This window comes from Streptomyces sp. NBC_01304 (assembly GCF_035975855.1).
GTDB lineage: Bacteria > Actinomycetota > Actinomycetes > Streptomycetales > Streptomycetaceae > Streptomyces.
Map to the genome: position 1 here is coordinate 1,045,473 of NZ_CP109055.1, position 25,511 is coordinate 1,070,983.

The following is a 25,511-nucleotide window of genomic DNA, read 5'->3' on the forward strand; positions in this document are numbered from 1 at the left end:
CCCACACCCGGCCGCGTGGACGAATTCGGCCCACGGGCATGTTGTGCTCACGCCAACGAGCGAGTCACCATGCGAAGCATGACGTCGCGTCAAGTACGCCTGAACATACGCTGGTTGACCACCATCGCCGCCGTACTGGCCCTGGCCCTGGCGGGCTGCGGCGACGACTCGGACTCCCCGCCCGACGACGGCAAGACGCAGCAGCTGACCGTCGCCGCCCTCCCCTTGGCGGACGACGCGACGCTCTACATCGCGCAGAACCGCGGGCTGTTCAAGAAGGAGGGCCTGGACGTCCGCATCCGGCCCGTGCAGCAGAGCATCCAGGCGTTGCCGGCCCTCGCGAACGGCCAGGTGGACGTCATCGCCAGCGCGAACTACGTCACGTTCCTGCAGGCGCACGAGAAGGGCACCCTCGATGTGCGCATCCTCGCGGAGGGGGCCAGGGTCGCCCCGCACATGATGGACGTCCTGGTGCCCAAGGACTCGCCGGTCAAGTCGGTCGCCGACCTCGAGGGCAAGAAGATCGCCGTCAACATCCTCAACAACATCCAGTCGTTGACCCTGAACGCGATCCTCGCGGAGCAGGGCGCGGGCCGGCCGGTGTACCGGCAGATCGCCTTCCCGCAGATGGGCCCGGCCCTGGAGAAGGGGCAGGTCGACGCGGTGCACGCGGCCGAGCCGTTCAACACCGCCGTGCAGGAACAGCTCGGCGCCCGGGTCCTGGTGGACGGCGGGTCCGCGCCCGTCGCGGGCATCCCGATCAGCGGGTACGTCACCACCTCCGCGTACGCCGACAAGAACCCGAAGGCCGCGGCGGCCTTCCAGCGCGCCATCGCCGCGGCCGCGAAGCTCGCCACCGAGGACCCGACGGCCGTACGTGAGCAGCTCCCCAAGTACACCAAGGTGACCGCCGACCAGGCCAAGTCGATCCACCTGCCCGCCTATCCGGCCACGACGGACGTCGAGCAGCTCACCCGTCTCACCGACCTCATGCGGAAACAGGGCCTGCTGAAGCAGGCCGTCGACCCGGCGACCCTGCTCGTCAAGTGAGCCACCAGCCGGCCGAGCGCGCCGGCCACGAGGCGGCGACCGGGCGGAGACGGGCGCGCCCGCCCGGGCATTGGCAGGAGCCGGCGCTCGGCGCCGTCGGCCTGCTTCTCGCCTTCGGCGGCTGCGAAGCGGTCAGCCGGGCCGGGCTCGTCAGCCGCAGCTATCTGCCCCCGGCCTCCGATGTCCTGCGCCGGGCAATCCAGTTGGCGGGCGATCAGGCCTTCGTGGACGGCGTCGGCGCGACCGTGCGCGCCTGGGCGCTGGGGCTCGGTCTTTCTTGCGCCATCGCCGTCCCCCTGGGCCTGCTCCTCGGCAGTGTGCCGCTCGTCGACGCCGCCGTACGTGCCGTCGTCGAGTTCCTGCGCCCGCTGCCGTCGGTGGCCCTGATCCCTCTGGTGTCGCTGCTCCTCGGCTCGGGCACGCAGACCGAGGTCACACTCATCACCTACGCCGCCGTCTGGCCGATCCTCTTCAACACGGTCTACGGCCTCGGCGAGAGCGACCCCCAGGCCAAGGACACCCTGCGCGCCTTCGGCTTCGGCCGGCTCTCGGTCCTGCTGCGCGTCGAACTGCCGGGCACCGCCCCGTTCATCGCCGCCGGCATCCGCATCTCCGCCGCCGTCGCCCTCATCCTCGCCGTGGCCACCGAGCTCCTCTCCGGGTTCGGCGAGGGCCTGGGGATCTTCATGGCCCAGGCGGGCCAGGCGACGGACGGCACCCTGGACGTGCTGGCCGCGGTGGTGTGGGCGGGGGTGCTCGGCCTGGTGATCAATCAGGCCCTGGTGGGAGCGGAACGACGGCTGTTCCCGTGGGCTCCGGAACACCGGGGGCGCCGCCGATGACACTGCCCCCGACCCGGCCCCGGAAGGCTCGACGAAGCGCCAAGCAGCAGGCCCTGCTGCTGCGCTGGACCGTGCTCGCCGCCGTCGTCGGCCTGTGGCAGGTCGCCGCCGGCGCCCGCGACAGCGTCTACTTCCCGCCGCCCGCGCGGATCGCCCGGCACGCCCACGACCTCTGGTTCTCGGGCCCCGCCGGACACGCCTTCCTCACCGGCGACGCCCTCGACAACATCCTCCCCAGCCTCGGCCGGATGGCCACCGGCTTCGTCCTCGCCGCGGCCCTCGGGATCACCCTGGGCGTCGCGATCGGCCGCTCCCGACGGACGTACGCACTCTGCAACCCGGTGCTCCAATTCGCCCGCGCCGTCCCACCACCCGCGCTGGTCCCCGTCTTCGTCGTGGTCCTCTCCTTCGGTACGCCGATGCAGCTCGCCTCGATCGTCTTGAGCGCCGTCTGGCCCGTGCTGATCAACACGGCGGAGGGCGTACGCAACACCGATCCGCTCCGCCTCGAAGTCGCCGCCGTCCTGAGGCTCAACGCGAGCCAACGGCTGTGGCTGCTGCTTCTGCCCTCCGCGCTGCCCCGGATCTTCGCCGGCCTGCGACTGAGCCTTTCGCTCTCCCTGATCCTCATGGTGTTCTCGGAACTGCTGCCCGGCACGGCCAACGGCATCGGCTTCACGCTCACCGACGCCCAGTCGCGCTCCGACCTGCTGACCGTCTGGGCGGCGCTGCTGCTCCTCGGGACGCTCGGCAATCTGCTCAACAGCGGCCTGCTGTCGGTCGAGAAGCGTCTGATCGGCCGCGGAAGGGAGTACTCCGCATGACAGACACGACAGGCATGACAGAGACGACCGGGGCGGCGCGGACGACGGTCCGGGACTGTGTCCTGAGGCTGTGCCGGGACACCGGCATGACCACGGTCTTCGGCAACCCGGGCTCCACGGAGCTGCGCATGTTCCGGGACTGGCCCGACGACTTCTCGTACGTACTGGGCCTCCAGGAGTCCCTAGCGGTCGCGATGGCCGCCGGTCACGCCGTGGGCACGGACCGCGCCGCCCTGGTCAGCCTGCACTCGGCGGCCGGCACCGGGCACGCCCTGGGCGCCGTCTTCAACGCCTACCACGACCGCGTCCCCCTGGTCATCGTCGCCGGGCAGCAGTCCCGCGCCCTGATCCAGCTCCGCCCGTTCCTCGGCGCCGACGAACCCGCCCAATTCCCGCGCCCGTACGTCAAGTTCAGCCGTCAGCCCGATCGCGCATCCGACGTCCCCGCCGTTCTCGCCGAGGCCCACCGGATCGCGATGACGCACCCGCGCGGGCCGGTGTTCGTGTCCGTCCCCGAGGACGACTGGGACCGGCCGGCCGAGCCCGTGGCGCCGCGCACGGTCCACGGCGCGTTCACCGCGGACCCGGAAGCGCTCGCCGCCCTGGCCGCGCGACTTGAGAGCTGCGCGCGGCCCGCGTTGATCGTGGGCCCCGGCGTGGACGACGAACACGCGCTCCCCGAGGTGCGGGTGCTCGCCGAGCGGATGCGGGCGGCCGTGTGGATCAGCCCGCTCTCCGGCCGCTCCGGCTTTCCCGAGTCGCACCCGCTCTTCCAGGGCTTTCTGCCGCCGGTCGCCGACCAGTTGGCGGCCCGGCTGGAGGCGTACGACGTCGTCGTCGCCCTCGGGGCGCCCCTCTTCACGTACCACGTCCATACGGAGGGAAGGCTGTTCCCCGCCACCACCGAACTCTTCCACCTCGACTGCGACCCCGCGCAGGCCGCCTGGCTGCCCACCGGCACGAGCATCATCACCACCCTCAAACCGGCCCTCGCCCAACTCGCCGCGCAGGTCGGGGAGTCGGACCGCAAGCCGCCGCCACTTCACCCGACACCCGCCGAAGCCGCCGGGGACAACCTCACCCCGGAGCTGGTCTTCGACCTCCTGCGCAATCGCCTGCCCCGCGACCGCGTCCTGGTGGAGGAGACCCCGAGCCACCGCGACGCCCTGCACGCGCGCGTGCCCATCGAGGTCACCGGCGGCTTCCTGACCACGGGCAGCGGGGCTCTCGGCTGGGGACTGCCGCTCGCCGTGGGGCGCGCTCTTGCCGACCGGCGTCGGCTGGTGTGCGTGGTGGGCGACGGTTCGGCGCTCTACTCCGTGCAGGCCCTGTGGACCGCGGCGCAGCACCGCGCACCGGTCACGTACATCCTGCTCGACAACAGCGGATACGCGGCCGTACGCGCCCTGGGCCGCCGCATCGGCATCGCGCCCGTGCCCGGAACATCCATCGAGGGCATCGACTTCGGCGCGCTCGCCGGCTCCTTCGGCTGCCCCGCGTCGTACGTCGCCGATCCGAGGGACCTCTCCGCAGCCGTGGACCAGGCACTCGCCCTGGGTGACGACGCGGGCCCCCACCTCCTGCACATACGCCTCACCGGCACCGGCACCGACACCGCGCTGTACGGCTCGGGCCCTTGAGGACCGAACGCGGCCATGCGGAATGTGCTGTTCAAGTGAACGTGATCCCTCCCCAGCGGGGCGTGCCGGACCCCCCAGCCCGGCACGCCCTCTCCCCCCAGCAGGTCAGGGATGCCGCGGCAGCCGCCCCCATGTCCCGCTCTGTTGGATGACATGGTGGACCGTTCTGTAGGGAAAGTGTGCAGGCAATGTGAAAACTGGCGTAAAACGATTCCGCTTCAACTTCTCCACGACCCCCCATCAGCGGCCCGCGATTCGGCCAACTGCCCGCGGAGTACGGGATGTTCGGGGACCCGGCGTCACACGTCACGGAGCCGGAAAGCGATTACCCGCAGGGCCCGCCACCCACAGCGGCGTGGACCGCCGGAAGCCGTCGGGAGACACAGAACGAATCCAGCCAATCACCGAGGGTGGGCAGTTCGGAGACATGAATTCCGCATAGCCGGGAGATGAGTTCCGCACGGTCCGGCAGGGGTCACAGGGCCTTGGTCCCACACACGCGGGACGTGCGGACCCTTCCGTCGGGCGTTGGTCGTGACTTCGCGCGCTGCCCCCGAAACGCCTGCGAGCCGCCCTTAACCTCGAAGGGACCCCCGCCCCTCGACGATGGAGACAGCGCCATGAGCACGTCCCCGATGCCGGTCCGCAGCCTCGGCCGGCGTGTCAGCACCGCCCTGCGCGTGCCCTTTCGGGCGCTGTTCGTGGACTCCGACGACCTGGTCGTCGCCGAGCCCGGCGAAGGTGCGGTCTGGGCGCCGGGGAGCCGCCAGACGGTGGTCTGGTACTTCACCGCGGGCGCCAAGGAGACCGTCACGGTCGAACTGGTCCAGATGCGGGGCGCGCAGGCGGTCAGCCGTGCGGTGCTCGCCGAGGACGTTCTCGCGACGCGGTCCGGCCTGAGCGTGACCGTGCCCGAACTCCCCGCGGGCGAATACCTCGTCCAGGTCCGCGCGCACAGCATCCTGGACGCCTTCAGCTCCCCGGTCCGCATCCCGGCCGCCTGACGCCCACCCGCCGCGGACCTGACTCCCGCCGGCCGGACGACCCGAAGGCCGGCCCGGCAAGGTCAGCCCGGCTGGAACGTCGTGCGCAGGCGGTAGCGCTCGCCGCAGTACTCGACGGTCGACAGGAGCACGGGCCGCTGCTCGCGCGTGTGGATCGTCTGATCCAGGCAGAGCACGGGCGAGCCCGCCGAGATCTGCAGGTGTCCGGCGAGTTCGGCATCGGCGACGCGGGCCTCGATGGTGGCCTCGGAGCGGTCCAACTCCACGCCCCGGGCGCGGAGTTCCTCGAAGAGGGAGGCGGAGGTGAAGTCGGCCTCCGCGATGCCCGGCGCCAGGTCGGCGACGACGAGGGTGCGGTCGACGGCGATGCGTACGTCATTGAGCAGCCGCACCCGGTCGAGCCGCAGCAGCGGGGCGCCGGCCGGTACGTCGAGGCGGTCGGCGTCATCCAGCGAGGCGACCACGGTCTCGTGCCGCAGCACCAGGGAGCTGGGCGTCATGTGCTTGCGGCGGGCGGTCGCACTGAAGGACTCGAGGTCGTTGGGCCACTCACGGGCCGGCGCGGGCGTGGCGACGAACCAGCCGCGGCCGTGCGACGCGGTGAGCAGCCCCTGGTCCACCAGGTGCAGCAGGGCCTTGCGAAGGGTGACGCGGGAGATGTCGAAGCGGGTGCACAGCTCCCGCTCGGAGGGCAGCCGGGCCCCTGCCGCGAGGCCGCGCCGGGCGATCTCCTCCCGGATCAGATCGGCGGCCTGCGACCAGAGCGGGGCGGCGCCACTGGACCGCTGGGGGGCGCGGGCCGCGCTGGCGTTGTCCGGCATGCGTGAACCTCCGAGGGGACGGCACACAAAGATACCACTGCAGACCACTCGCCTTCAGCGGTGGGCGGCTCGGCCGCGAAGTGACGTGACTTCGGTGCCGAGGGCGGAGGGAACACTCGCCGCTCGCCTTTACCTGAGCCTTACGCCCCCAGCTCGGCGGGACCTAAGGCCCGACTGTGACCCCAAGGGACCCGACGCACCAACAAGCATGCAGACCACTATTGACCAGTTGCAGACCACTGCATACCTTGTGGGGACGGCGACGGAGGTCTCTCCCCTCGCCGACCCCGGTGTTCTCCGTCCGCAGGACGGCGCCGGCCCCTTGCTCCCTGGAGGAACACGATGAGTACGGCCACTGCGAAGGCGCCCGCGAAGAAGCGGGGCGGCAGCGGTGTGATGGCGGTCCTGCAGCGGATCGGACGCAGCCTCATGCTGCCGGTCGCCACGCTGCCCGCCGCGGCACTCCTGGTCCGCCTCGGCGGTCCGGATCTGCTGAGCCGGGAGTCCTTCCCGGACATCATCCGCAAGTTCGGCATGGTCCTGGCCGCCGGCGGCCAGACCGTCTTCGACAACCTGCCGCTGCTGTTCGCGATCGGTGTCGCCATCGGCTTCGCCAAGAAGGCGGACGGCTCCACGGCGCTGGCGGCCGCGGTCGGCTATCTCGTCTTCAAGGCCGTACTGGCCAGCGAGGCCTTCCCCAAGGGCCCGGACGGCGAGCCGATGGACGCCAAGGTGCTCGGCGGCATCGTGATGGGCCTGGTGGCGGCGCTGCTCTACCAGCGCTTCAGCCGCACCAAACTCCCCGAATGGCTGGGCTTCTTCGGCGGCCGCCGCCTCGTACCGATCCTCAGCGCCTTCGCGGGCGTCGGCGTGGGCATCGCCTTCGGCCTGATCTGGCCGCACGTCGGCACCTGGCTCTTCCACTTCGGTGAGTGGCTGATCGGCACCGGCGCCTGGGGCGCGGGACTCTTCGGGCTCGTGGTCCGCGCGCTGATCCCGATCGGGATGCACCACTTCTTCTCGGTCTACCCCTGGTTCGACGCCGGCACGTACGTCAACCCGAACACCGGCGCCGAGGTGCACGGCGACATCGCCCGCTTCCTCGCCGGCGACCCGGCGGCCGGGCAGTTCATGACCGGCGGCTTCCCCATCTACATGTTCGCCCTGCCCGCCGCGGCCATGGCGATCGCACACACCGCACGGCCCGAGAACCGCAAGATGGTCAAGGGCATGATGATCTCGGTCGCCCTGACCTCGTTCGTCACCGGTGTCACCGAGCCCATCGAGTTCAGCTTCATGTTCGTCGCACCGGTCCTCTACGCGATCCACGCCGTGCTCTTCGGAGTCTCGATGGCGGTCTGCTACGCGCTGGGCATCCGGGACGGCTTCGGCTTCTCGTCGGGTGCGATCGACTACATCGTGAACTACGGCATCGCCACCAAGCCCTGGCTGCTCATACCCATCGGCCTCGCGTTCGCCGCGCTCTACTACGCGATCTTCCGGTTCGCGATCACCAAGTTCAATCTGCCGACACCGGGTCGTGAACCGGTGGAGGGCGAGGACACCGAGACCGAGACGGCCGCCGTCACCTCCGCGCAGACCCCGGACGTGCCCACCGAGGAGTCACCGGGCGGCGCACCGTCCCCATCGGGCTCCGCGCCCAAGAGCTGACGCTCCCCCGCCCCGTCCCAGACTTCCGCTCCCGCCGTGCCCGTTCCGGCGCGCACGGCGGGAGCCCCCGAAAGGAACCCCTCATGTCCCGCATCACCTTCCACGACGGCCAGGACGGCCAGCCCGAGGCACTGGAGCGCGTCGCCGCCCACGTCCGCGCCCAGCTCGCCGCACCGGCGCTCGACGCCCTGCGCGCCGCGCAGAAGCCGCTGTTCGCGGGCATCGGCGCCTCGTTCGCCGCGCTCGCCGTGCCCGTCGAGGTGCTGCGCGCCCACGGCGTGCCCGCCCAGCGGGTGCTGTCCAGCGAGATCGAGGACGGCCTGACCGGCTTCGACACCGACGTGCTGCTCGGCATCTCGCAGGGCGGCCGCAGCTCGGAGACGATCGCGGCGTTCAAGGCCGCCGAGGGCGCCCGCACGGTCGCCGTCCTCAACGTCACCCCCTCCCCCCTCGCCGAACTCGCCGAACTCGCCGTCGACATGGGCAACGAGCCCGACTCGTACGCCTCCACCGTCGGCTTCACCGGCACGATCGTCGCCCTCGACCTGATCGCCGGCGCGATCGCGGGCCGGGACGACGACCCGTGGCACGGCATCGGCGCGCACGTCCGCACGGTCCGCGAGCGGGCCGCCGCCGCGATCGCCCCGCTGCGCGCCCGCGCCGCCACCACCGTCGCCGCCGACTGCGTGGCCTCCGGCGCCTCCCGGGCGTCGGCGGAGGAGGCCGCCCTGCTCCTGCGCGAGGTCCCGCGCATCCCGGCCGCGGCCTCGGCGACCCGCAACTACCTGCACGGCGAGATGGAATCGGCCGGCAACACCCTGCACCTCGTCTTCGGCGACGGCCGCGAGATCGACCTGGCCCGCTCGCTGTCCGACGCCGGACACCTCACGCTCCTGGTCACCGCCGAGGACATCGCCCCCGGCGACCACCTCGGCGTGGTCCGCCTCCCGGCGACGTCCGCCGCACCCCGTGTCGTCCTGGAGACGGTGGCCGTCCAGGAACTGGTGCAGGCGCTGAGCGCCGAACGCGATGTACCGATCGAGTCGTTCGTGTTCGCCAACGACGACACCAAGGAAGGCGGCGTCGACCCGGGCGACTTCGCCATCGGCTCCCCCGATCTGACGCACGCCTGACCGGCGGCGTCCTGCGCAGGTCCCGCTCAGGACAAGGTGGGAGAGCGGGACCTGCGCCTGCGGCGTCGGGCTTGCCTCGATCGTTCGTGGCCTGGCTGCCGCAGCCGACACCGGCCGACCCTTCGGCCGGAGGCCGAACCGGGCATCCGATGACCGCGCCGACCGCTCCACATGACCGTCCGATGACAGCAAGGCACGCTTCCCTTGACCATTCGATCACCGCGCCCTAAATGCGTAAATTCAAGTGTTTCGCTGTGCGCATGAGCGTGGAGAACGAGAACGACACCCGGTCGGCACGAACATCGGCACGGATATCGGCACGGATGTCGGCACGAATACGGGAGTCCGTACGAGGACGGCGCAGGCAGGCGATCGCGGCCGCGACCGTCGTCGCCCTCGTCTGTGCCGGGCTGATCGGACTGCACCTGACGGGGCTGCCGGGCCAGGGCGGCGCGACGGACGGCAAACCGGCATCGGCGCGGCAGGTGGACGACTCGATGTCCCATCAGGCGGAGGCCGACGGTAAGGCGGTCAACCTCACCCTGGACGACGGCCCGGATCCGACGTGGACGCCCAAGGCCCTGGAACTGCTGAAGCGGTACGACGCCAAGGCGGTCTTCTGCATGATCGGCCCGAACGCCGCCGCCCACCCCGACCTCGTCAAGCAGGTGGTGGCCGCCGGGCACCGGCTGTGCGACCACTCCGTCCACCACGACGTGACGATGGACGACAAGCCGGTGTCCTACCAGCGCGCGGAGATCGAGCAGGCCGAGCAGTCCATCGAAGCCGCCTCCGGCGGTGTCCGGCCCAGGTACTACCGGGCGCCGGGCGGCGCGTTCACCCCGGAGAGCCGGAAGTTCGCAGCGAGTCTCGGCATGCGCCCCCTGGGCTGGCGGATCGACCCGGGCGACTTCGAGCGGCCCGGCGTCGACAAGATCGTGCAGAACGTCGAGGCCGGGGTGCGAGCCGGCCACCAGACGATCCTCATGCACGACGGCGGCGGCGACCGCTCACAGACGCTCGCCGCCCTGGAACGACTGCTGCCGTGGCTGAAGGAACAGGGCTACACCTTCAGCTTCCCCAAGGCCTGACCTCGGGGGGCCTCCTCCCGGTCGGCACCCGTACCGGTCGTCAGCGGCTGCGGAGCGCCTTGATGAGGTCCGCCTTGGTCATGCTCGAGCGTCCCTCGATCCCGATCTTCTTCGCCTCGTCGTACAGGTCGCCCTTCGTCCGGTCCTCGTACGCTCCGGCCTTGCCGCCCCGGCGCCCGACCGCCTTGCGCGAGGAAGCCGCGGCACTGTTGGCGATCCTGGCCGCCTTCTCCTTGCCTGCGCCTTCGCGGCGCAGGGCCCGATAGGTCTTTTCGTCCTTGATCTGCGGTGTGGGCATGCGCTCTGCGCCCCTTCCGTCAGCCCCTGAATGGCGTTCTTCCGGTCATTTCCACTATGCCCAGGGATTGGTCAGCGCCGCACCGGGAACCCGTGGCCCCCTGCGCCGGGCAGGGCGCATCCTCGGCGAGGGCCGGTCTCCTCCTGGGGGCGGCCGGACGTCAAGTACCCACCCGGGAGCGGTGTATGGGCACGGCGATGACGGTTCCCGAGACGCGGGACATGCAAGGGGACGAGCTCTCCGGCGACGAGGCGTTCGAGGCTCTGCGCCGCTACGGGGGCCGGTACCTGCTGCGGGACGCGTTCATCCGGTTCCGGTACGCCGACGGGTTCAGCCACTCCCGTGCGCTGGCCCTGCAGACGGTCCTGGCGGTGATCCCGCTGGCCCTTGTCTTCGTCGGTCTGTCAACTGCCCTGCACACACAGGACATCGGCAAGTTCGCGGAGGTCTCCATCCAGCGCATCGCGCGCGGCCCGAGTGCCCAGGTGGTCGACGAGACCCTGACTCGGAGCCGTAGAACGGCGGGCGGCGGCACCCAAGTCGCCCTGTGGTTCGCCTTGGCGTTCTCCCTGGCCAACGTCACCACAGCGATGTGCCAGATCGAGCGCGGCGCCAACCGCATCTACGGCAACGAGCGCGATCGCCCCTTCCGTCAGAAGTACCTGCGCGGACTCGTCATGGCCACGAGTGCCGGCCTCCCCCTCGGCCTGGGCTTCGTCGCCATGGTGGCCGGTGGCGACCTGGGAGCGGCAGCCGTGACCGTCTTCCACATCGAGGCCGGAGTCGGCACCGCCTGGGCCGTCCTGCGCTGGCCCTTCGGTCTGCTCCTGGCCCTCATCTCGGCAAGCGTCATCTTCCGACGCTCCCCGCGCCGACGACAACCCGGCTACACCTGGCTGGCGTTCGGCGCCGCCGTGTACCTGGTGCTGTGGACCACGCTGACCTGGGCGCTCAGCCGCTACCTCTCCGTCAGCGGATCCTTCGACATCGTCTACGGCCCGCTCAGCGCCTTCATGTCGCTGCTGCTGTGGGCCTACCTGACCTCGATCGCCCTCTTCCTCGGACTGTCCTTCGCCGCCCAGCTCGAAGCCGCCCGGGGAGGCTGCCCCGGTCCTGTCCGGCCTGATCCGGGGGTGTGATCCACGCCGGGTGAAAGGGCCGAGACCTCGTACGCCCCGTCCCGCCCATAAGCGGAGCGTCAGCCGCCCGTCACCCCACCGGCTTGGCGGACACGACCCGACGGCCAGTCGATGTGACACTGCGAGAAGCGGGCAATTCCGCGGTACGACAGCGCGCAACCGACCTCAGGAGTACGGACGTGGCGGCGGTAGAGGGCCCGGACGATCCCGACGCCAGGCTGTGCACGCTGCTCGCCAGCGGCCAGGTCGCGGCGCAGGACCTGGCCACCATCGTCGCCCTGACGGCCGACGCGTTCGGGCTCGCGCAGGCACGGGTGTACCTGGCCGACATCCAGCAGCGCCAGCTGATGCCGCTGTCGGCTCCGGCGACCGCACTGACCATCGACGACTCCCCCGGTGGCTGGGCGTACCGGACGCAGAAGCTGCAGGTGCAGGAGGGCGCTCGCGAGATCACCGCCTGGCTGCCGCTGATCGACGGGGCCGAACGGCTGGGTGTCCTCGCCGTCCGGACCCCGGCCCTGGATCCGGTGTTCATGCAGCGGAGCCGGGCCCTCGCCGCCCTCTTGGCCCCCCTGATCACTTCGAAGCGGGCCTACAAGGACTCGGTCGTACAGCGCACCAGGACCGAGCCCATGGGGTTGCCGGCCGAGATGCTCCGCGCCCTGCTGCCGCCCCGCACCATCGGTACCCAGAAGATCGTGTCCACTGCCGTCATGGAGCCGGCGTACGAGATCGGCGGAGACGCGTACGACCACGCCCTGACGCAGTCCACGCTGCACGCGGCCGTGGTGGACGCCATGGGCCACGACCTGGCCTCCGGCCTCACCGCCACGGTGACGCTCGCCGCCTGCCGCAATGCCCGGCGGACCGGCTCCGAGCTGTCCGAGCTGGCGACGGCCGTGGACCGCGCCCTTTTCACCTGGCTGCCCGACCAGTTCGCCACCGCCGTCCTGGCTCAACTGGACCTGGCCACCGGGTCACTGCGCTGGATCAACTGCGGCCATCCCCCGCCGCTCCTGCTGCGCGGGCAGCGGCTCGTGCCCCAGGCCATGGAACGCGAACCCGATGTCCCGATGGGCCTCCCGGCCCTCCTCACCGACGCTCCCCGGCAGGTGCACCAGATCGCCTTGGAACCGGGCGACCGGGTGCTGCTCCACACCGACGGCATCACGGAGGCCCGCCTGGAGGACGGCGAGGAGTTCGGCGCGCACCGCTTCGCCGAGGCCGTCATTCACGCCGCCTCCACCGGGGAACCGGCCCCCGAGACGCTGCGCCGCCTCATCCACTCGATCCTGGACGCCAGTGGCAACCAGTTGCGGGACGACGCCACCATCCTGCTTCTCGAATGGAATCCCCCGCAGCCGTGACCACCCGGAGCCATGACAATCCGGAGCCATGACAATCCGGCTCGGAACGGCGACCGCTAGAACACCTTGCGCCGCCGTCCCAGCCACGTCTGCGCGATGATCACCAGCACCAGGAAGCCCCCGCTCACCACCTGCTGATAGGCGGAGTCCAGGGTGCCGATCTGGTTGATGATGTTCTGGATGACCTTCAACAGCAGTACGCCGACGAGCGAGCCGCTGACGAACCCGAGGCCGCCCGACAGAAGGGTGCCGCCGATGACGACGGCGGCGATCGCCTCCAGCTCCAGGCCGTAGCCGAGGATCGTGACGCCCGAGGTGAGCCAGGCCGCGTTGAGTATGCCGGCGAGACCGGCGAGGAGGGCCGACAGGACGTACACCTTGATCTTCGTACGGGCGACGGGCGCTCCCATCAGGGCGGCCGCGTCCTCGTTGCCGCCGACCGCGTAGACGTTCTGGCCGAAGCGGGTGCGGCGCAGGACGACCGCGCCGGCGGCGAACAGGGCCACGGTGATCCAGATCGGGACTCCGAAGCCGAGCAGTTTGCCCTGGCCGAGCTGCGCCAAGTACGCGTCCTTGTCGACGAGATACGTGGTGGCGCCCTCGTCGGTGATGCTCAGCATGATCCCGCGGGCGGCCAGCATGCCCGCGAGGGTGACGATGAACGGTGCGAGCCCGGTCCGGGCGATCAGCAGGCCGTGGACGAGACCGATCAGCCCGCAGACCACCAGCGGCAACAGCAGCGCAACCAGCGTCCCGTACTGCGAACCCCATGCGGCCAGCACACCGCCGAGGACGAAGACCGACCCGACCGAGAGGTCGATGCCTCCGGTGATGATGACGAAGGTCATGCCGAGCGCGATCACGGCGAGGAAGGTGGCGGACATCGCCATCGGCTCGAGGTTGGCGCTCGTGGCGAAGGAGTCGAAGGACAGCGACGCGACGGCGGCGAGGACGACGAGCGCGACCAGCGCGCCGTGCTGCTGGGCCAGTGCGCTCAGGCGTTCACCGCGAGTGGGGCCGGTGGGTTCCTCAACGGGCTTGGCGGGCATGGTCGTTGGGGTTTCCTTCGTGACGGTCAACGTCGGCCCCTCTCCCGTGCCGCGTACACGGCGAGCACGATCACGACGGCCTGGGCGATCTGCGTCCAGGAGGGCGGCAGATCGTGCTTGATCAGGGTGGCGGTGAGCAGCTGGATGAGCACGGCGCCCGCCACGGTCCCGCCGATGCGGATCCGGCCGCCGGTCAGCGGTGTTCCGCCGACCACGACGGCGGTGATGGCGGACAGCTCCATGAGGTTGCCGAGCGACGTCGGGTCGCTGGCCGACAGGCGCGCGGTGGCGAGGAACCCGGCGATGGCGGCGAGGATGCCCGAGGCGACGTAGACGATGATCAGGATGCGGCGGACCGGCAGTCCGGCGAGCTGGGCCGCGGGGCGGCTGTCGCCGACGGCGAGCAGCTGACGGCCGAAGGTGGTGCGCCGCACGAGGAAGGCGACGACCACGGCGAGGCCCGCCGCGATGAGCACGAGGTAGGGCACACCGAGGATGTCCTCGGCGCCGAGCGAGCCCATCGCCGGGTCGCGCACGCTCTTGAGCTGGGGCAGCAGCACCAGGGCAAGGCCTCGTACGCCGACCATCAACGCCAGGGTGGCGACGATGGGTTGGACTCCCACGAAGGCGATCAGGGCGCCGTTCGCGAAGCCGATGACGGCGCCGCCGACGAGGACGACGAGCAGCGCGATCCACGGCCCGTACCCCAGATAGAGCGAGAGCAGCGAGGTCGACAGCGCCATCACCGAGCCGACCGACAGGTCGATGCCCTCGGAGCCGATGGCGAGGGCCATGCCCAGGGCGACGATCAGTACGGGCGCGACCTGGACGGCCTGGGTGCGGAAGTTCTCCGCGGAGACGAAGTGGTCGGTGAAGACCACGTTGAACAGGAGCAGGACGGCCACGCCCGCGTACACCCCGTAGTCCTGCAGCCCGCGCAGCACCTTGGCACGGTCGACCGCGGGCGACTTGCCCAGCGTGAGGTCAGTCATGGGTCGCTCCCTCCCCCGCCGCCTTGCCGGGTGTCTCGTCCACTGCCGCGGGCCGTACGTCCTCGGCTGTCGAAGGCCGTACGTCCTCGGCGGCCGCGGCGATCGCCTGCATCAGCCGGTCCTCCGTCACGTCGTCGCCGGCGAGTTCGCCGACGACGGCGCCGTCCCTGAGGACCACCACGCGGTCGGAGCCTTCGACGAGTTCCTCGATGTCGGAGGAGATGAGCAGCACGGCGAGGCCGCCTTCGGCGAGTTCGTCGATCAGGCGCTGCACCTCGGCCTTGGCTCCGACGTCGATGCCTCGGGTGGGCTCGTCCAGGAGCAGCACCTTGGGGTTCATGGCGAGCCAGCGGGCCAGGAGCACCTTCTGCTGGTTGCCGCCGGAGAGTTCGCCCACTTTCTGCTGCGGGCTGGAGGCCTTGATGCGCAGCCGCTTCATGAAGGTGTCCACGACCGCGTCGATCCGGGCCTCGGAGACCAGACCGAAGCGGGACATGCCCGGCAGGGCGGCCAGGGCGATGTTCTCGCGTACGGACAGGCCCGGCACGATGCCCTCCGCCTTGCGGTCCTCGGGCAGCAGGCCGATGCCCGCCCGGATCGCGGCCGGGGTGGACCCGGTGCGTACGGCGGTGCCCGCGACGGTGATGCGGCCGCCCCTCAGCGGCAGGGCGCCGGCGATGGCCTTGGCGGTCTCGCTGCGTCCGGAGCCGAGGAGTCCGCCCAGGCCGACGACCTCGCCGGGGTGTATGCGTACGTCCACGCCGTGCAGTTGGTGGTCGCGGGTGAGGTTCTCGGCGCGCAGCACCGGCTCGCGGCCGGTCTCGTGCTCGCCGGTGAAGGTGGTGACGCCCTCGGCCCGCACCTGGCCCAACTCGCGGCCCAGCATGAGGGAGACGAGGGTGAGCCGGTCGGTCTCGGCCAGCGGCCCGCAGTGCACCAGGCGGCCGTCGCGCAGCACCGTGACCCGGTCGCAGACCGCGTACAGCTCGTCCATGCGGTGGCTGACGTAGACGACGGCGATGCCGTGCGCGCGCAGCCGGCGGATGACGCCGAACAGGGTCTCCACCTCGCGGGGTTCGAGGGAGGAGGTCGGCTCGTCCATGATGACCACGCGGGCGTCGACGGACACGGCCCGGGCGAGTGCGACCATCTGCTGGGCGCCGACGCCGAGTTCGCGCAGGGGGCGCCGGACGTCGAAGCGGACTCCGTAGTCGCGCAGGGTCTGTTCGGCCTCGCGGTGCATGCGGGTGAAGTCGATCAGGCCCCAGCGGGTGCGGGGTTCGCGCCCGAGGTAGAGGTTGCGTGCGACGCTCATCAGGGGGATGAGGTTGACCTCTTGGTAGATGGTCGAGATGCCCGCGTTCTGCGCGGCGAGCGGGGTCGCGAAGGCGGTCGCGCTTCCGTGGTGGCGGATCTCGCCCTCGTCCGGCTGGTAGACGCCGGTGAGGACCTTGATCAGGGTGGACTTGCCGGCGCCGTTCTCGCCGACGAGTGCGTGCACTTCGCCTGCGCGGGCCGTGAAGTCCACGTCGTCCAGGGCCAGTACGCCGGGGAACCGTTTGGTCAGGCCGTGCACGGCGAGGACTTCAGCGGGTGCGGACACCGGGGCCCTCCTGGGGGTAGTCGGACGGGGCGCGGCAGGCGGTGTCCGCCTGCCGCGCGCTGTTGAGGATCAGGGCGCACCCGGCTCAGTAGGCCTTGTCGAGGCCGTCCTCGGCATTGTCCGGGGTGTACTCGGTGTCCTTGATGACGATGTCCTGGCCGACCTTCTCGCCCTTGGTGAAGGTGTCGAGGGTCTGGAAGGCGAGCGGACCGAAGCGCGGGTTGGACTCCACGACGCCGGAGATCCAGCCGTCGACCATGGCCTGGACGGCGTTGCGGGTGCCGTCGATGGTGACGATCTTGACGTCGCCGGCCTTCTTGCCCGCGCCCTTGAGGGCGTTCATCGCGCCGAGGCCCATCTCGTCGTTCTCGGCGTAGACGGCCTTGATGCCGGGCTTGGACTGGATGAGCTGCTCGGTGACCGACTGGCCCTTCTCGCGGGTGAATTCGCCGGTCTGCTTGAAGACGACCTTCAGGTCCGGGGCCTTTTCCTTGATGCGGTCCTCGAAGCCCTTGGTGCGTTCGGTGGTGACGTTGTTGCCGGGTGCGCCGAGCAGGATGGCGATCTCGCCCTTGCCGCCGGTCGCCTCGATCAGCTGGTCGGCGGCGCGCTTGCCCTGTTCGGTGAAGTCGGAGCCGATGAAGGAGACGTAGTCCTTGCAGGCCGTCGCGTTGATCTTCCGGTCGATGGTGACGATGGGAATCTTCTTGGCGCTCGCGGCCCGCAGCACCGGCCCCCAGCCGTCGGAGTTGAGCGGTGCGACGACCAGCAGGTCCGCGCCCTTGGCGATCAGATCCTGTACGTCGCTGATCTGCTTGGAGAACTGCGACTGGGCGTTGGCCGTGAGGAGCTTGATCCCGCGCTTGTCCGCCTCGGCCTTGATCGAGGCGGTCTCGGCGATGCGGAACGGGTTGGCCTCCTTCTCCGACTGGGAGAAGCCGACCGTCGCCCCCTTCAGATCGAGCTTCTTGCCGCCGAACTGGTCGATCGTGCAGGTCTTGCCGTCGGCGCCCGGGGTCTGGACGGCCTGGCCGCCGTCGCCCTGGGCGGAGGGGCTCTTGCCGCCCGGCTCGTCCTCGGACTTGGCGCAGCCGCTGGCGAGTGCCAGGGCGGCGGCGAGGCCGAGGGCGAACAGCGGCTTGGCGGTGGTGCGGCGAAGTGGTGCGTTCGGGTTCATGGCGTCCCCATCACGGCAGGGCCCGGCGCACTCAGGCGCTCGCGGGAAGGTCGGCGCCGCTGCGCACCGGCGTGGGCTCCAGTGCGCAACTCGGCGTTACGCAGAGGTTTTTACATCGTTGGAAGGAAGCTGTAAACCCTCCCCACAGCAGTTGCCGGACCGTGATGCCGGGCGGCCGTGCGCGGCCGCTCAGCGCCGCCCCAGCGTGCTCTCCCGCTCCACCAGCCGGAATTCGGCGGCGAGTTCGCGTCCGGCCTGCTCACCGGGGTGCTCCAGGGAGCGCAGCAGGGACTGCACGGCGAGGCGCGCGATGGCTTCCTTGTCGGGGGCGATGGTGGTGAGCGTGACGGCACCGAAGCGGCCCTCGACGATGTCGTCGAAGCCGACGACCGCCACGTCCCAGGGCACCCGCAGACCGCGTTCGTGCAGGACCCGCATGGCGCCGATGGCCACGAGGTCGTTGTAGGCGAAGACGGCGTCCGGGCGGTGCCCGGCGTCGAGCATGCGGGCCATCGCCTCGGCTCCGTCGGCCCGGTCCCAGCCGCCGGTCGGCCCCACCAGGGTGTCGGGCGCGGCGAGCCCGGCCTCGGTGAGCTCCGTGCGCCAACCCTCAAGTCGCAGGTGGGCGGGGCGGTTCGCGGAGTCCGTGCGGGCGCCGAGGTAGGCGATCCTGGTACGTCCACGGCCGATGAGGTGGCGTACGGCGACACGGGCGGCCGCCACGTTGTCGATGGCGATGTGGTCGTGCGGCAGGTCGTACTCGCGCTCGCCGAGCAGCACGAGCGGTACGTCCGCGTCGCGGGCGGCGAGGTCCTCGGCCTCCAGCTCCAGCGGGCTGAGGATCAGCCCGTCGATGACGCCGGCCCTGAAGCCCTGGCTGACGTGGAGTTCCTGCTCGCGCGAGCCCCGGGTGTGGTCGAGCAGCACGGTCAGGTCGTGTTCCGCGGCCGCGTCGATGACGTGCGCGGCGAGCTCCGCGAAGTAGGGGTTGCCCAGCTCAGGGACGGCGAGCGCGATGATTCCGGTGCGCCCTTTGCGCAGATGGCGGGCGGTCAGATTGGGGCGGTAGCCGAGTTCGTCGATGGCCTCCTGGACCCGGGCCCGCATGGCCGGTGTGACGTGCTGGTAGTTGTTCACGACGTTCGAAACGGTCTTGATGGAGACGCCCGCCCGCACCGCGACGTCCTTCAAGCTCACCCGCACTGCATCTCCCCTTGGCAATCGGGCCGGGCCGCCGACCGGCGCCCGTGCCGTGACTCTGGACAGCCGCCCCGGGGGCGTGCTGTCATGCCTGCCGTCATCCTTGCAACGTTGTACACGGTCGTTGTACAGACTGCAGCGACGAGCCGCCACCTTCCTCACAAGGAGGACCTGTGCGCTTACGACACCTCACAAGACCCCGACGCCCCCTGGCCGTTCTGGCGAGCCTGGCCCTGACCCTCGCCGGTCTTGCCGCGCTGCCGGCCGCCACCGCCACCGCGGAACCCGGCGCGGGGGCCCAACTCTCCGACGTCCAGGGCCTGAAGGGCGAGTACTACACCCAATCCGCCCCGGGCGCCTTCGACTTCCACGAGCTCAAGGCCACCGTCTTCGACCCGAAGCTCGACTTCGACTCGCTCGAATCGCGGCTCTCGTCGGCCACCGGCAAGGGCGATGACGCCAGCGTCCGCTGGACCGGCAAGGTCGTGCCGGAGAAGTCCGGGCCCACGACGTTCTCCATGATCGGAGACAACGGGTTCCGGCTGTGGATCGACGGCCGCCTCACCATCGACCACTGGGTCGACGACTGGGACAAGGAGCAGACCTCGGCGCCCGTCGAGCTGACTGCCGGCCGGGCGTACGACATCAAGGTCGAGTACTTCGAGCACTACGGCGGCTCCAACCTCCATCTGCGCTGGACCCCGCCGGGCTCCGCCAAGTCGGCCGTGCCGCGCTCCGCGTTCCGGCTGCCCGGCGGCTGGGACTACGACGGGGCCACCGACGCCACGGTGGAACGCGACGGCCGCACCCTCAGACTCGCCTTCGCCGGACCCCTCTCCGCCCCGCCCGCCGGCCTCACCGACCACCTCGACGCGGTCATCGGCGGCGCCAAGTGGCCGCTGCAGTCGGCCGAGCAGGACCCGGACGACCCCAGCGCCCTGCTCGTCGCCCTGAAGGAACCCGTGGTCGGCAACAAGGAAGGCAACGCCCGCGGCCTCGTCGACCTGCGCTACGACGGCAAGGGCGGCCTGACCGCCGCCGGGACGGGCAAGGCGGTCGGCGCGTTCTGGAGCAGCGGCGCCAACCACTCCACCCACCAGCTGCGCACCCGGTGGGCCGCCGACGCGGAGGCCGGAACGGCCCTGCGCGAGTACCCGCGCCCGCAGCTGACCCGCCCCAAGTGGCAGAACCTCAACGGCCGTTGGCAGTTCGCCACCGCGAAGGCGGGCGAGCAGCCGCCGACCGGAAAGGACCTCGCCGAGCGGATCCGCGTGCCCTACCCGGTCGAGTCCCAGCTCTCCGGCCTCCAGCGCCACGAGGACCGCATGTGGTACCGGCGTACCTTCACCGTCCCCGCGGACTGGAAGGTCGGCTCCGGACAGCGCCTGAAGCTCAACTTCGGCGCCGTCGACTGGCGTTCCGAGGTCTACGTCAACGGCGCCAAGGTCACCGAACACACCGGCGGCTACGACAAGTTCAGTGCCGACATCACCAACGCCCTCAAGCCCGGCACCACCCAGGAACTGATCGTCGGCGTCTACGACCCGACGGACGCCGCGGACGGCGAGAACCCGCCCGTGGGCAAGCAGCGCCTGGACCCGAGCGGCATCTGGTACACCCCGTCGTCGGGCATCTGGCAGACCGTCTGGATGGAGCCGGTCGCCGCCGACCACGCGGACTCCCTCAAGATCACCCCGGACGCGGCCGCCGGTACGGCCACCGTCGAGGCGCGCGGCGTACGCGACGGAGTGCCCTTCACGGCCACCGCGTACGCGGGCAAGGAGAAGGTCGCCACGGCCACGGGCCGCACCGGACAGCCCCTCACCCTGAAGATCGCGAAGCCCCGTCTCTGGTCGCCCGACGACCCGTTCCTCTACGACCTCAAGGCCACCATCGGCAGCGACAAGGTGGGCAGCTACTTCGGCCTGCGCTCCATCGCCGTACAGAAGATCGACGGCACCCCGCGCACCGTCCTCAACGGCAAGCCCGTCTACCTGATGGCCACCCTCGACCAGGGCTTCTGGCCGGACGGCCTGCACACCGCGCCGAGCGACGAGGCACTCGCGTACGACCTCAAGGTCCACAAGGAACTCGGCTTCAACTCGGTGCGCAAGCACATCAAGGTCGAACCGGACCGCTGGTTCTACTGGGCCGACAAGCTGGGCCTGCTCGTGTGGCAGGACATGCCCGCCATGACCGCGGGCGTCGACCCCGACGCCGCCTCCCGCGCCCAGTACGAGCGGGAGTTGAAGCAGATGATCGACGAGCACGCGAGCAGCCCGTCCGTCGTCATGTGGGTCACCTTCAACGAAGGGTGGGGCCAGTACGACATGGCCCGCATCGCCGACCTCGCCAAGTCCTGGGACCCGACCCGCCTGGTCAACAACATGTCCGGCATCAACCTGGGCACCGACGGCGGCAACGGCGACCTCATCGACGAACACGGCTACCCGAGCCCCGCCCTGCCCCGGCCGGACGGCAGACGGGCCCTGATCAGCGGCGAGTACGGCGGCCTCGGCCTCGCGGTGCCGGGCCATGCCTGGCCGGTGCAGATGTCGTACGTGAACGTCGATCCGGAGACGTACACCGATGACTACCTGGCCCGCCTGGCCGAGGTGCGCGCGCTGGCCTGCAAGGGCGGCAACGGCGCCGTCTACACGCAGATCTCCGACGTGGAGGGCGAGCTGAACGGCCTGCTGACGTACGACCGCGAGGTCCAGAAGGGCGATGCGCCACGCATCAAGGCGGCACACGAGGCCCTGATCAAGGACGCCCAGGAGGGCACGCTGAACTGTCCGGCCGGCTGACCCGGACCGACTCCACGTGTTGCTCGACGGCCCGCCCCGCGATGCACCTTCGCGGGGCGGGCCCTCATATTCCTTGACAAGAATATTCTTGTTGGAGAATACTCGTGGCCATGGACGCACTCCTCTCCGCCCTGGCCGACCCGGTCCGCTGGCGGCTCGTGAGCCTGCTGGCCGAGCGGCCCCGCTCGGTCGGGGTGCTCGCCCAGCTCGCCGAGGCGCGCCAGCCTCAGACGACCAAGCATCTGCAGACCCTCGAGCGCGCCGGGATCGTCACTTCCCAGCGCACGGGCCAGCGCCGTATCTACGCCCTCCGGTCCGCGCCCTTGCGGGAGTTGGCGGCCGCGCTCGGCGGGCTCGCCGACACCGCGGAGCGGAGCGACGGCCCGCACGCGACGTACGACCGCTACGGGCTCAGCCTCCGGGCGGAGCGGCTCGCCGCGCAGGAGTCGGGGTGGGCCGACGGCCGCGCGTTCCGGTTCTACCGGGCACTGCCGGGAAGCCCCGGGCTCGTCTGGCGCCACCTGACCGAGGCCGCTCTGCTCTCCCACTGGTGGACGCCCGACGACCTGCGTGTCTCCGAGCTGCTCTTCGAGGCACGCGAAGGCGGACGGATCGTCCACGAGTACCGCGACGCCGAGGACACCGACGGCTCCGACCCGGTCGCCGGGCGCGCCGAGGGCATCGTCGATGTCGTACGCCCCGGTGAACGCCTCGCCTACCGCCTCTCCCCGCAGCTTCCCGGCGGCGGTCTCGCCTTCACCGCCCATGTCGATCTGGGCCTGCGACCGGCCGGGACCGGCACGGACCTCGACGTCCATTGGCGGATCACCGACAGCACGGTCGACTCCGCGGACTTCGTCGCCGGGATCGAGATCGGCTTCGGCCAGAGCCTCGACAAGCTCGCGGCGACCCTCGCCGCGGGCGCGGACGAAAGCGACGGCCACAGCACCAGCACCAGCACCAGCACCAGCACCAGCACCAAGGACACCAACGACACCGACACAAGGAGCGCGAAATGACCGACTCGACCAGCCGCAGGGTGACCGCGAACCTGAGCCTCAGCCTGGACGGGCGCTACCACGGTCCTGGCGGGCCCGGCGACTTCGGCAGGTTCATCCCGTACGTGACCAGCGACGTCGCACGCAACCACATGACCCGCATGTGGGAGAGCGCGACGACGGCGCTGCTCAGCCGCGGCAACGCCGAGGGATTCCTGAGCTACTGGCCGTCGGTCGCCGAGGACGAGAACGCCGATCCGCGTGATCGCGGCTACGCGAGGTGGCTCGTCGGCACGGAAAAGGTGGTCCTCTCGACCACGCTGACCGAAGCACCGTGGGACCACGCCCGCGTGGTGAACGCACCCGCCGCGGACGTCGTCACCGAGCTCAAGGCCACCGGCAAGGGCGACATCCTCGTCAACAGCTGCCCCAGCATCATCAAGCCGCTCCTCGCCGCGGACCTGATCGACCGGCTGCACCTAGTCATCACCCCCGAGATCGTCGGGGGCGGGCAGCGGCTGTTCGAGGACGGTCTGCCCGGTTCGACGTGGACGGTCACCCACCAGGAGACCGGCGAGCTGGGCGAGACCGCGGTGGTCTACGACCGCGTCCGCTGACCGGCCCAGCACAACGGGCCCCGGAGCGCGGCGGTCCTTAGCGTGCACATGTGAACGAAGCCAACGCCGCCGAGGGCCGCCCGCCGGCCGCCGCGTACCGCAATCTGGCCCTCGCCACCCTCGGGTTCACCCTCACCTTCTGGGCCTGGGACCTGATCGCCCCGCTCGGCAGCGACTACAAGGACCGGCTCGGCCTGAGCTCGTTGCAGCAGTCGCTCCTGGTCGCGGTGCCGGTGATCGTCGGGTCGCTCGGCCGGATCCCGGTGGGTGCGCTCACCGACCGGTACGGGGCGCGGCTGATGTTCCCGCTGGTGTCGGCGCTGACGATCCTGCCGGTGCTGCTGCTGACCGTGGCCCGGGATTCCTACACCGCGATGCTCGGCGCCGGATTCCTGCTCGGGCTCGGCGGGACGACCTTCGCCATCGGCGTCCCCCTGGTCAACTCCTGGTTCCCGCCCGCGAGACGGGGCTTCGCGATCGGCGTCTTCGGCATGGGGACGGGCGGCGTGGCGCTGTCGGGTTACTTCACGCCGCGCATCGCCAAGCACGGGGACAATCTGCCGTTCTTCGTGGTGGCCGTGGCACTCGCGGCCTTCGCGGTGCTCGGCGCGCTGCTCATCACGGACCACCCGGACCGCACCGTGCCGACGATGTCGCTCGGCCGGCGGCTCGGGCAGGCGGGACGGCTGCGGGTGACGTGGGAGCTGTCGGCGCTGTACGCGATCGGGTTCGGCGGCGTCGTCGCGTTCGGCGTCTATCTGCCGACGTATCTGAAGACCTGGTACGAGCTGTCTCCCACCGACGCGGGCACCAAGGCGGCGGGCTTCGCCGTGATGACCGTCATCTGCCGGCCCATCGGCGGCTGGCTCGCGGACCGCATCCATCCGGCGACCGTCACCGCCTGGGCGCTCGCCGTGGTGGCCCTCTTCGCGATCCTCCAGGCCTTCGACCCGCCGCTCGCGCCGCTCGGCACCATCTGCTTCCTGAGCATGGCCGCGGGGCTCGGCGCCGCGGGCGGCAGCGTCTTCGCGCTGGTCTCGCAGGTCACCCCGCAGGCCCAGGTCGGCAGCGTCACCGGCATCGTCGGCGCGGTCGGCGGCCTCGGCGGGTTCGTGCCGCCGCTGGTGATGGGCGGGATCTACAGCGCGAAGGACTCGTACTCGATCGGCTTCATGCTGCTGTCCGACCTCGCGCTGGCGGGATGCGTGTACGCGTACGGGCGGATGCGTACCGCGCAGCGCATGGCTTAGGGGGCCCGTCAGGGGCTCAGGACCGGCAGATCCCGGCCGCCTGCCTCAGAGGCAGAGGTTCTTGAAGCCGGTTGCGCCCGGCCGGGCGTGGAAGGTCACCTCGTGCCCCGCGTCGTCGGTGAAGACGGCCTCCGTCTCGGACTTCAACGTCATCGTGCCTTTCTGGACGGGCTGGTTCCATCCGGCGGGCGGGTTGCCCGAGCCGTCGGAGAGGGGGTCGTCGGCCTCGAAGTACGTCGAGCCGATCTGGATCTCACCGATCCCGCAGTGCGTGGACAGGGTGAAGGGAATCGTCCGCCCGGTCGGCGTCGTACGCACCGGCTGCGGGCCCTCGTCACCGTGGGCGCAGCCCGTGAGCACTCCGGCGGCCAACCCGACGGCGAAGGCGAGGGCGATGTGTGGTCCGGTTCTCCCGCTCATGCCTCTGTGACGCCGGGCGCTCCCCAATCGTTCGCCTGTTCCCCATCGACGTGCCGCCCCGCCGTCCGCCTCCCCCAACTATTCGCATTCGCCCGGCAGTTGGCTGCCCGGCATCCGTCCGGCGACCTCCCCGCCTCCACCTCCGTCGATCGCCCGGACGGGCGGCGGGGAGACCCGGGCCCTCAACGGCCGTCACCCTCTTAGATCACTTGCCGCGACAGCCCCGTCATGCCGTGCCAAGACTGAACGCGTGGCCCGGACGCGCCACACCCCGACGGCCCGGAGCAGACCGGCGTCACAGCCGAGGCCGAGCCTTTGCGCTGCTCCCAACTCCCCCTGGATCGGGGTCACTTCGCGCGCCCGCCCGGGCAACTGCCACTCACCCCTTCGGACTTCGGGGCTCGCGCAGGCCGCTTTGCAGTGTTCGGATGATCGCGACTAACTACTGTGCGCAGTCGTGTTGACACGCAGCGTCACATACCGGACACGAGTGGCAGCCCCTGCCGCGTTCCTGGAGG

The 25,511-nt window shown here is 70.8% G+C and carries 22 protein-coding genes; 14 read left to right on the top strand and 8 right to left on the bottom strand.

The annotated features are described in order from the left end of the window. The first annotated feature begins 78 nt into the window (after positions 1-78). From OG430_RS04615 to OG430_RS04635, 5 genes are all read left to right on the top strand, one after another. On the top strand, positions 79-1,050 hold the full coding sequence (locus tag OG430_RS04615; RefSeq protein WP_327351104.1) for an ABC transporter substrate-binding protein: 972 nt from the start codon (positions 79-81) through the stop codon (positions 1,048-1,050). Continuing rightward, a complete protein-coding gene (locus OG430_RS04620; RefSeq protein ID WP_327351105.1) occupies positions 1,047-1,892 on the top strand; it encodes an ABC transporter permease in 846 nt (281 codons plus the stop codon). The genes OG430_RS04615 and OG430_RS04620 overlap by 4 nt, the downstream gene beginning before the upstream one ends. Then, positions 1,889-2,716, top strand: a complete 828-nt coding sequence (locus tag OG430_RS04625) for an ABC transporter permease (RefSeq protein WP_327351106.1) — start codon at positions 1,889-1,891, stop codon at positions 2,714-2,716. Before OG430_RS04620 ends, OG430_RS04625 begins: the two co-directional genes overlap by 4 nt. After that, positions 2,713-4,356, top strand: a complete 1,644-nt coding sequence (gene mdlC, locus OG430_RS04630) for a benzoylformate decarboxylase (protein ID WP_327351107.1) — start codon at positions 2,713-2,715, stop codon at positions 4,354-4,356. The genes OG430_RS04625 and mdlC overlap by 4 nt, the downstream gene beginning before the upstream one ends. Before the next feature lie 620 nt (positions 4,357-4,976). After that, positions 4,977-5,360 carry a Ser-Thr-rich GPI-anchored membrane family protein gene (locus tag OG430_RS04635; RefSeq protein WP_327351108.1) on the top strand — a complete coding sequence of 128 codons (384 nt, stop codon included), beginning with the start codon at positions 4,977-4,979 and terminating at the stop codon, positions 5,358-5,360. 62 nt (positions 5,361-5,422) lie between these two features. On the opposite strand, the gene OG430_RS04640 is transcribed toward OG430_RS04635, so the two are convergent. Beyond that, entirely contained in the window at positions 5,423-6,181 is a 759-nt protein-coding gene (locus OG430_RS04640; protein WP_327351109.1) for a GntR family transcriptional regulator, read from the bottom strand. 342 nt (positions 6,182-6,523) lie between these two features. Here OG430_RS04640 and OG430_RS04645 point away from each other — a divergent pair, with 342 nt between their 5' ends. The 3 genes from OG430_RS04645 to OG430_RS04655 all read left to right on the top strand — a co-directional run bounded on the left by OG430_RS04645 (position 6,524) and on the right by OG430_RS04655 (position 10,076). Then, a complete protein-coding gene (locus tag OG430_RS04645; protein WP_327351110.1) occupies positions 6,524-7,852 on the top strand; it encodes a PTS transporter subunit EIIC in 1,329 nt (442 codons plus the stop codon). A gap of 83 nt (positions 7,853-7,935) precedes the next feature. After that, positions 7,936-8,985, top strand: coding sequence for an SIS domain-containing protein (locus OG430_RS04650; protein ID WP_327351111.1), 1,050 nt, complete (start codon positions 7,936-7,938; stop codon positions 8,983-8,985). A 260-nt stretch (positions 8,986-9,245) separates the two neighbouring features. Beyond that, the gene (locus tag OG430_RS04655) at positions 9,246-10,076 is read left to right on the top strand and encodes a polysaccharide deacetylase family protein (RefSeq protein ID WP_327351112.1); all 831 of its coding nucleotides are present in this window, start codon (positions 9,246-9,248) and stop codon (positions 10,074-10,076) included. 40 nt (positions 10,077-10,116) lie between these two features. Here OG430_RS04655 and OG430_RS04660 read toward each other — a convergent pair whose 3' ends face one another. Beyond that, the gene (locus tag OG430_RS04660; protein WP_327351113.1) at positions 10,117-10,374 is read right to left on the bottom strand and encodes a DUF7218 family protein; all 258 of its coding nucleotides are present in this window, start codon (positions 10,372-10,374) and stop codon (positions 10,117-10,119) included. Positions 10,375-10,559: 185 nt separating this feature from the next. Between OG430_RS04660 and OG430_RS04665 the strand changes: the two genes are divergently transcribed. Together OG430_RS04665 and OG430_RS04670 are read left to right on the top strand one after the other, a co-directional pair. Continuing rightward, the gene (locus OG430_RS04665; protein ID WP_327351114.1) at positions 10,560-11,513 is read left to right on the top strand and encodes a YihY/virulence factor BrkB family protein; all 954 of its coding nucleotides are present in this window, start codon (positions 10,560-10,562) and stop codon (positions 11,511-11,513) included. A gap of 179 nt (positions 11,514-11,692) precedes the next feature. Then, positions 11,693-12,880, top strand: a complete 1,188-nt coding sequence (locus OG430_RS04670; protein WP_327351115.1) for a PP2C family protein-serine/threonine phosphatase — start codon at positions 11,693-11,695, stop codon at positions 12,878-12,880. Positions 12,881-12,936: 56 nt separating this feature from the next. Here OG430_RS04670 and OG430_RS04675 read toward each other — a convergent pair whose 3' ends face one another. The 5 genes from OG430_RS04675 to OG430_RS04695 all read right to left on the bottom strand — a co-directional run bounded on the left by OG430_RS04675 (position 12,937) and on the right by OG430_RS04695 (position 18,904). Continuing rightward, positions 12,937-13,929 (bottom strand): ABC transporter permease, encoded by a 993-nt coding sequence (locus OG430_RS04675; RefSeq protein WP_327351116.1) that lies wholly within the window; start codon positions 13,927-13,929, stop codon positions 12,937-12,939. A gap of 26 nt (positions 13,930-13,955) precedes the next feature. After that, positions 13,956-14,921, bottom strand: coding sequence for an ABC transporter permease (locus tag OG430_RS04680; RefSeq protein ID WP_327351117.1), 966 nt, complete (start codon positions 14,919-14,921; stop codon positions 13,956-13,958). Then, entirely contained in the window at positions 14,914-16,524 is a 1,611-nt protein-coding gene (locus OG430_RS04685) for a sugar ABC transporter ATP-binding protein (protein WP_327351118.1), read from the bottom strand. The genes OG430_RS04680 and OG430_RS04685 overlap by 8 nt, the downstream gene beginning before the upstream one ends. A gap of 85 nt (positions 16,525-16,609) precedes the next feature. Then, positions 16,610-17,701, bottom strand: coding sequence for an ABC transporter substrate-binding protein (locus OG430_RS04690; protein WP_327351119.1), 1,092 nt, complete (start codon positions 17,699-17,701; stop codon positions 16,610-16,612). A 189-nt stretch (positions 17,702-17,890) separates the two neighbouring features. Then, positions 17,891-18,904: a LacI family DNA-binding transcriptional regulator gene (locus OG430_RS04695; protein WP_327351120.1), complete on the bottom strand. Its 1,014-nt coding sequence runs from the start codon at positions 18,902-18,904 to the stop codon at positions 17,891-17,893. 170 nt (positions 18,905-19,074) lie between these two features. On the opposite strand from OG430_RS04695, the gene OG430_RS04700 reads away from it, so the two are divergent. From OG430_RS04700 to OG430_RS04715, 4 genes are all read left to right on the top strand, one after another. Beyond that, on the top strand, positions 19,075-21,708 hold the full coding sequence (locus OG430_RS04700; RefSeq protein ID WP_327351121.1) for a PA14 domain-containing protein: 2,634 nt from the start codon (positions 19,075-19,077) through the stop codon (positions 21,706-21,708). Positions 21,709-21,818: 110 nt separating this feature from the next. Then, positions 21,819-22,727 (top strand): metalloregulator ArsR/SmtB family transcription factor, encoded by a 909-nt coding sequence (locus tag OG430_RS04705; RefSeq protein ID WP_327351122.1) that lies wholly within the window; start codon positions 21,819-21,821, stop codon positions 22,725-22,727. After that, positions 22,724-23,323 carry a dihydrofolate reductase family protein gene (locus OG430_RS04710; RefSeq protein ID WP_327351123.1) on the top strand — a complete coding sequence of 200 codons (600 nt, stop codon included), beginning with the start codon at positions 22,724-22,726 and terminating at the stop codon, positions 23,321-23,323. Before OG430_RS04705 ends, OG430_RS04710 begins: the two co-directional genes overlap by 4 nt. Before the next feature lie 50 nt (positions 23,324-23,373). Continuing rightward, the gene (locus OG430_RS04715) at positions 23,374-24,573 is read left to right on the top strand and encodes an MFS transporter (RefSeq protein WP_327351124.1); all 1,200 of its coding nucleotides are present in this window, start codon (positions 23,374-23,376) and stop codon (positions 24,571-24,573) included. A 45-nt stretch (positions 24,574-24,618) separates the two neighbouring features. Here OG430_RS04715 and OG430_RS04720 read toward each other — a convergent pair whose 3' ends face one another. Continuing rightward, positions 24,619-24,993, bottom strand: coding sequence for a hypothetical protein (locus OG430_RS04720; RefSeq protein ID WP_327351125.1), 375 nt, complete (start codon positions 24,991-24,993; stop codon positions 24,619-24,621). Positions 24,994-25,511 lie beyond the last annotated feature (518 nt).

Coding starts and splice junctions, on each gene's coding strand:
- OG430_RS04615 (WP_327351104.1), top strand. CDS start 79: ATGACGTCGCGTCAAGTACGCCTGAACATACGCTGGTTGACCACCATC.
- OG430_RS04625 (WP_327351106.1), top strand. CDS start 1,889: ATGACACTGCCCCCGACCCGGCCCCGGAAGGCTCGACGAAGCGCCAAG.
- mdlC (WP_327351107.1), top strand. CDS start 2,713: ATGACAGACACGACAGGCATGACAGAGACGACCGGGGCGGCGCGGACG.
- OG430_RS04635 (WP_327351108.1), top strand. CDS start 4,977: ATGAGCACGTCCCCGATGCCGGTCCGCAGCCTCGGCCGGCGTGTCAGC.
- OG430_RS04640 (WP_327351109.1), bottom strand. CDS start 6,181: ATGCCGGACAACGCCAGCGCGGCCCGCGCCCCCCAGCGGTCCAGTGGC.
- OG430_RS04645 (WP_327351110.1), top strand. CDS start 6,524: ATGAGTACGGCCACTGCGAAGGCGCCCGCGAAGAAGCGGGGCGGCAGC.
- OG430_RS04650 (WP_327351111.1), top strand. CDS start 7,936: ATGTCCCGCATCACCTTCCACGACGGCCAGGACGGCCAGCCCGAGGCA.
- OG430_RS04655 (WP_327351112.1), top strand. CDS start 9,246: ATGAGCGTGGAGAACGAGAACGACACCCGGTCGGCACGAACATCGGCA.
- OG430_RS04660 (WP_327351113.1), bottom strand. CDS start 10,374: ATGCCCACACCGCAGATCAAGGACGAAAAGACCTATCGGGCCCTGCGC.
- OG430_RS04665 (WP_327351114.1), top strand. CDS start 10,560: ATGGGCACGGCGATGACGGTTCCCGAGACGCGGGACATGCAAGGGGAC.
- OG430_RS04675 (WP_327351116.1), bottom strand. CDS start 13,929: ATGCCCGCCAAGCCCGTTGAGGAACCCACCGGCCCCACTCGCGGTGAA.
- OG430_RS04680 (WP_327351117.1), bottom strand. CDS start 14,921: ATGACTGACCTCACGCTGGGCAAGTCGCCCGCGGTCGACCGTGCCAAG.
- OG430_RS04690 (WP_327351119.1), bottom strand. CDS start 17,701: ATGAACCCGAACGCACCACTTCGCCGCACCACCGCCAAGCCGCTGTTC.
- OG430_RS04705 (WP_327351122.1), top strand. CDS start 21,819: ATGGACGCACTCCTCTCCGCCCTGGCCGACCCGGTCCGCTGGCGGCTC.
- OG430_RS04710 (WP_327351123.1), top strand. CDS start 22,724: ATGACCGACTCGACCAGCCGCAGGGTGACCGCGAACCTGAGCCTCAGC.
- OG430_RS04720 (WP_327351125.1), bottom strand. CDS start 24,993: ATGAGCGGGAGAACCGGACCACACATCGCCCTCGCCTTCGCCGTCGGG.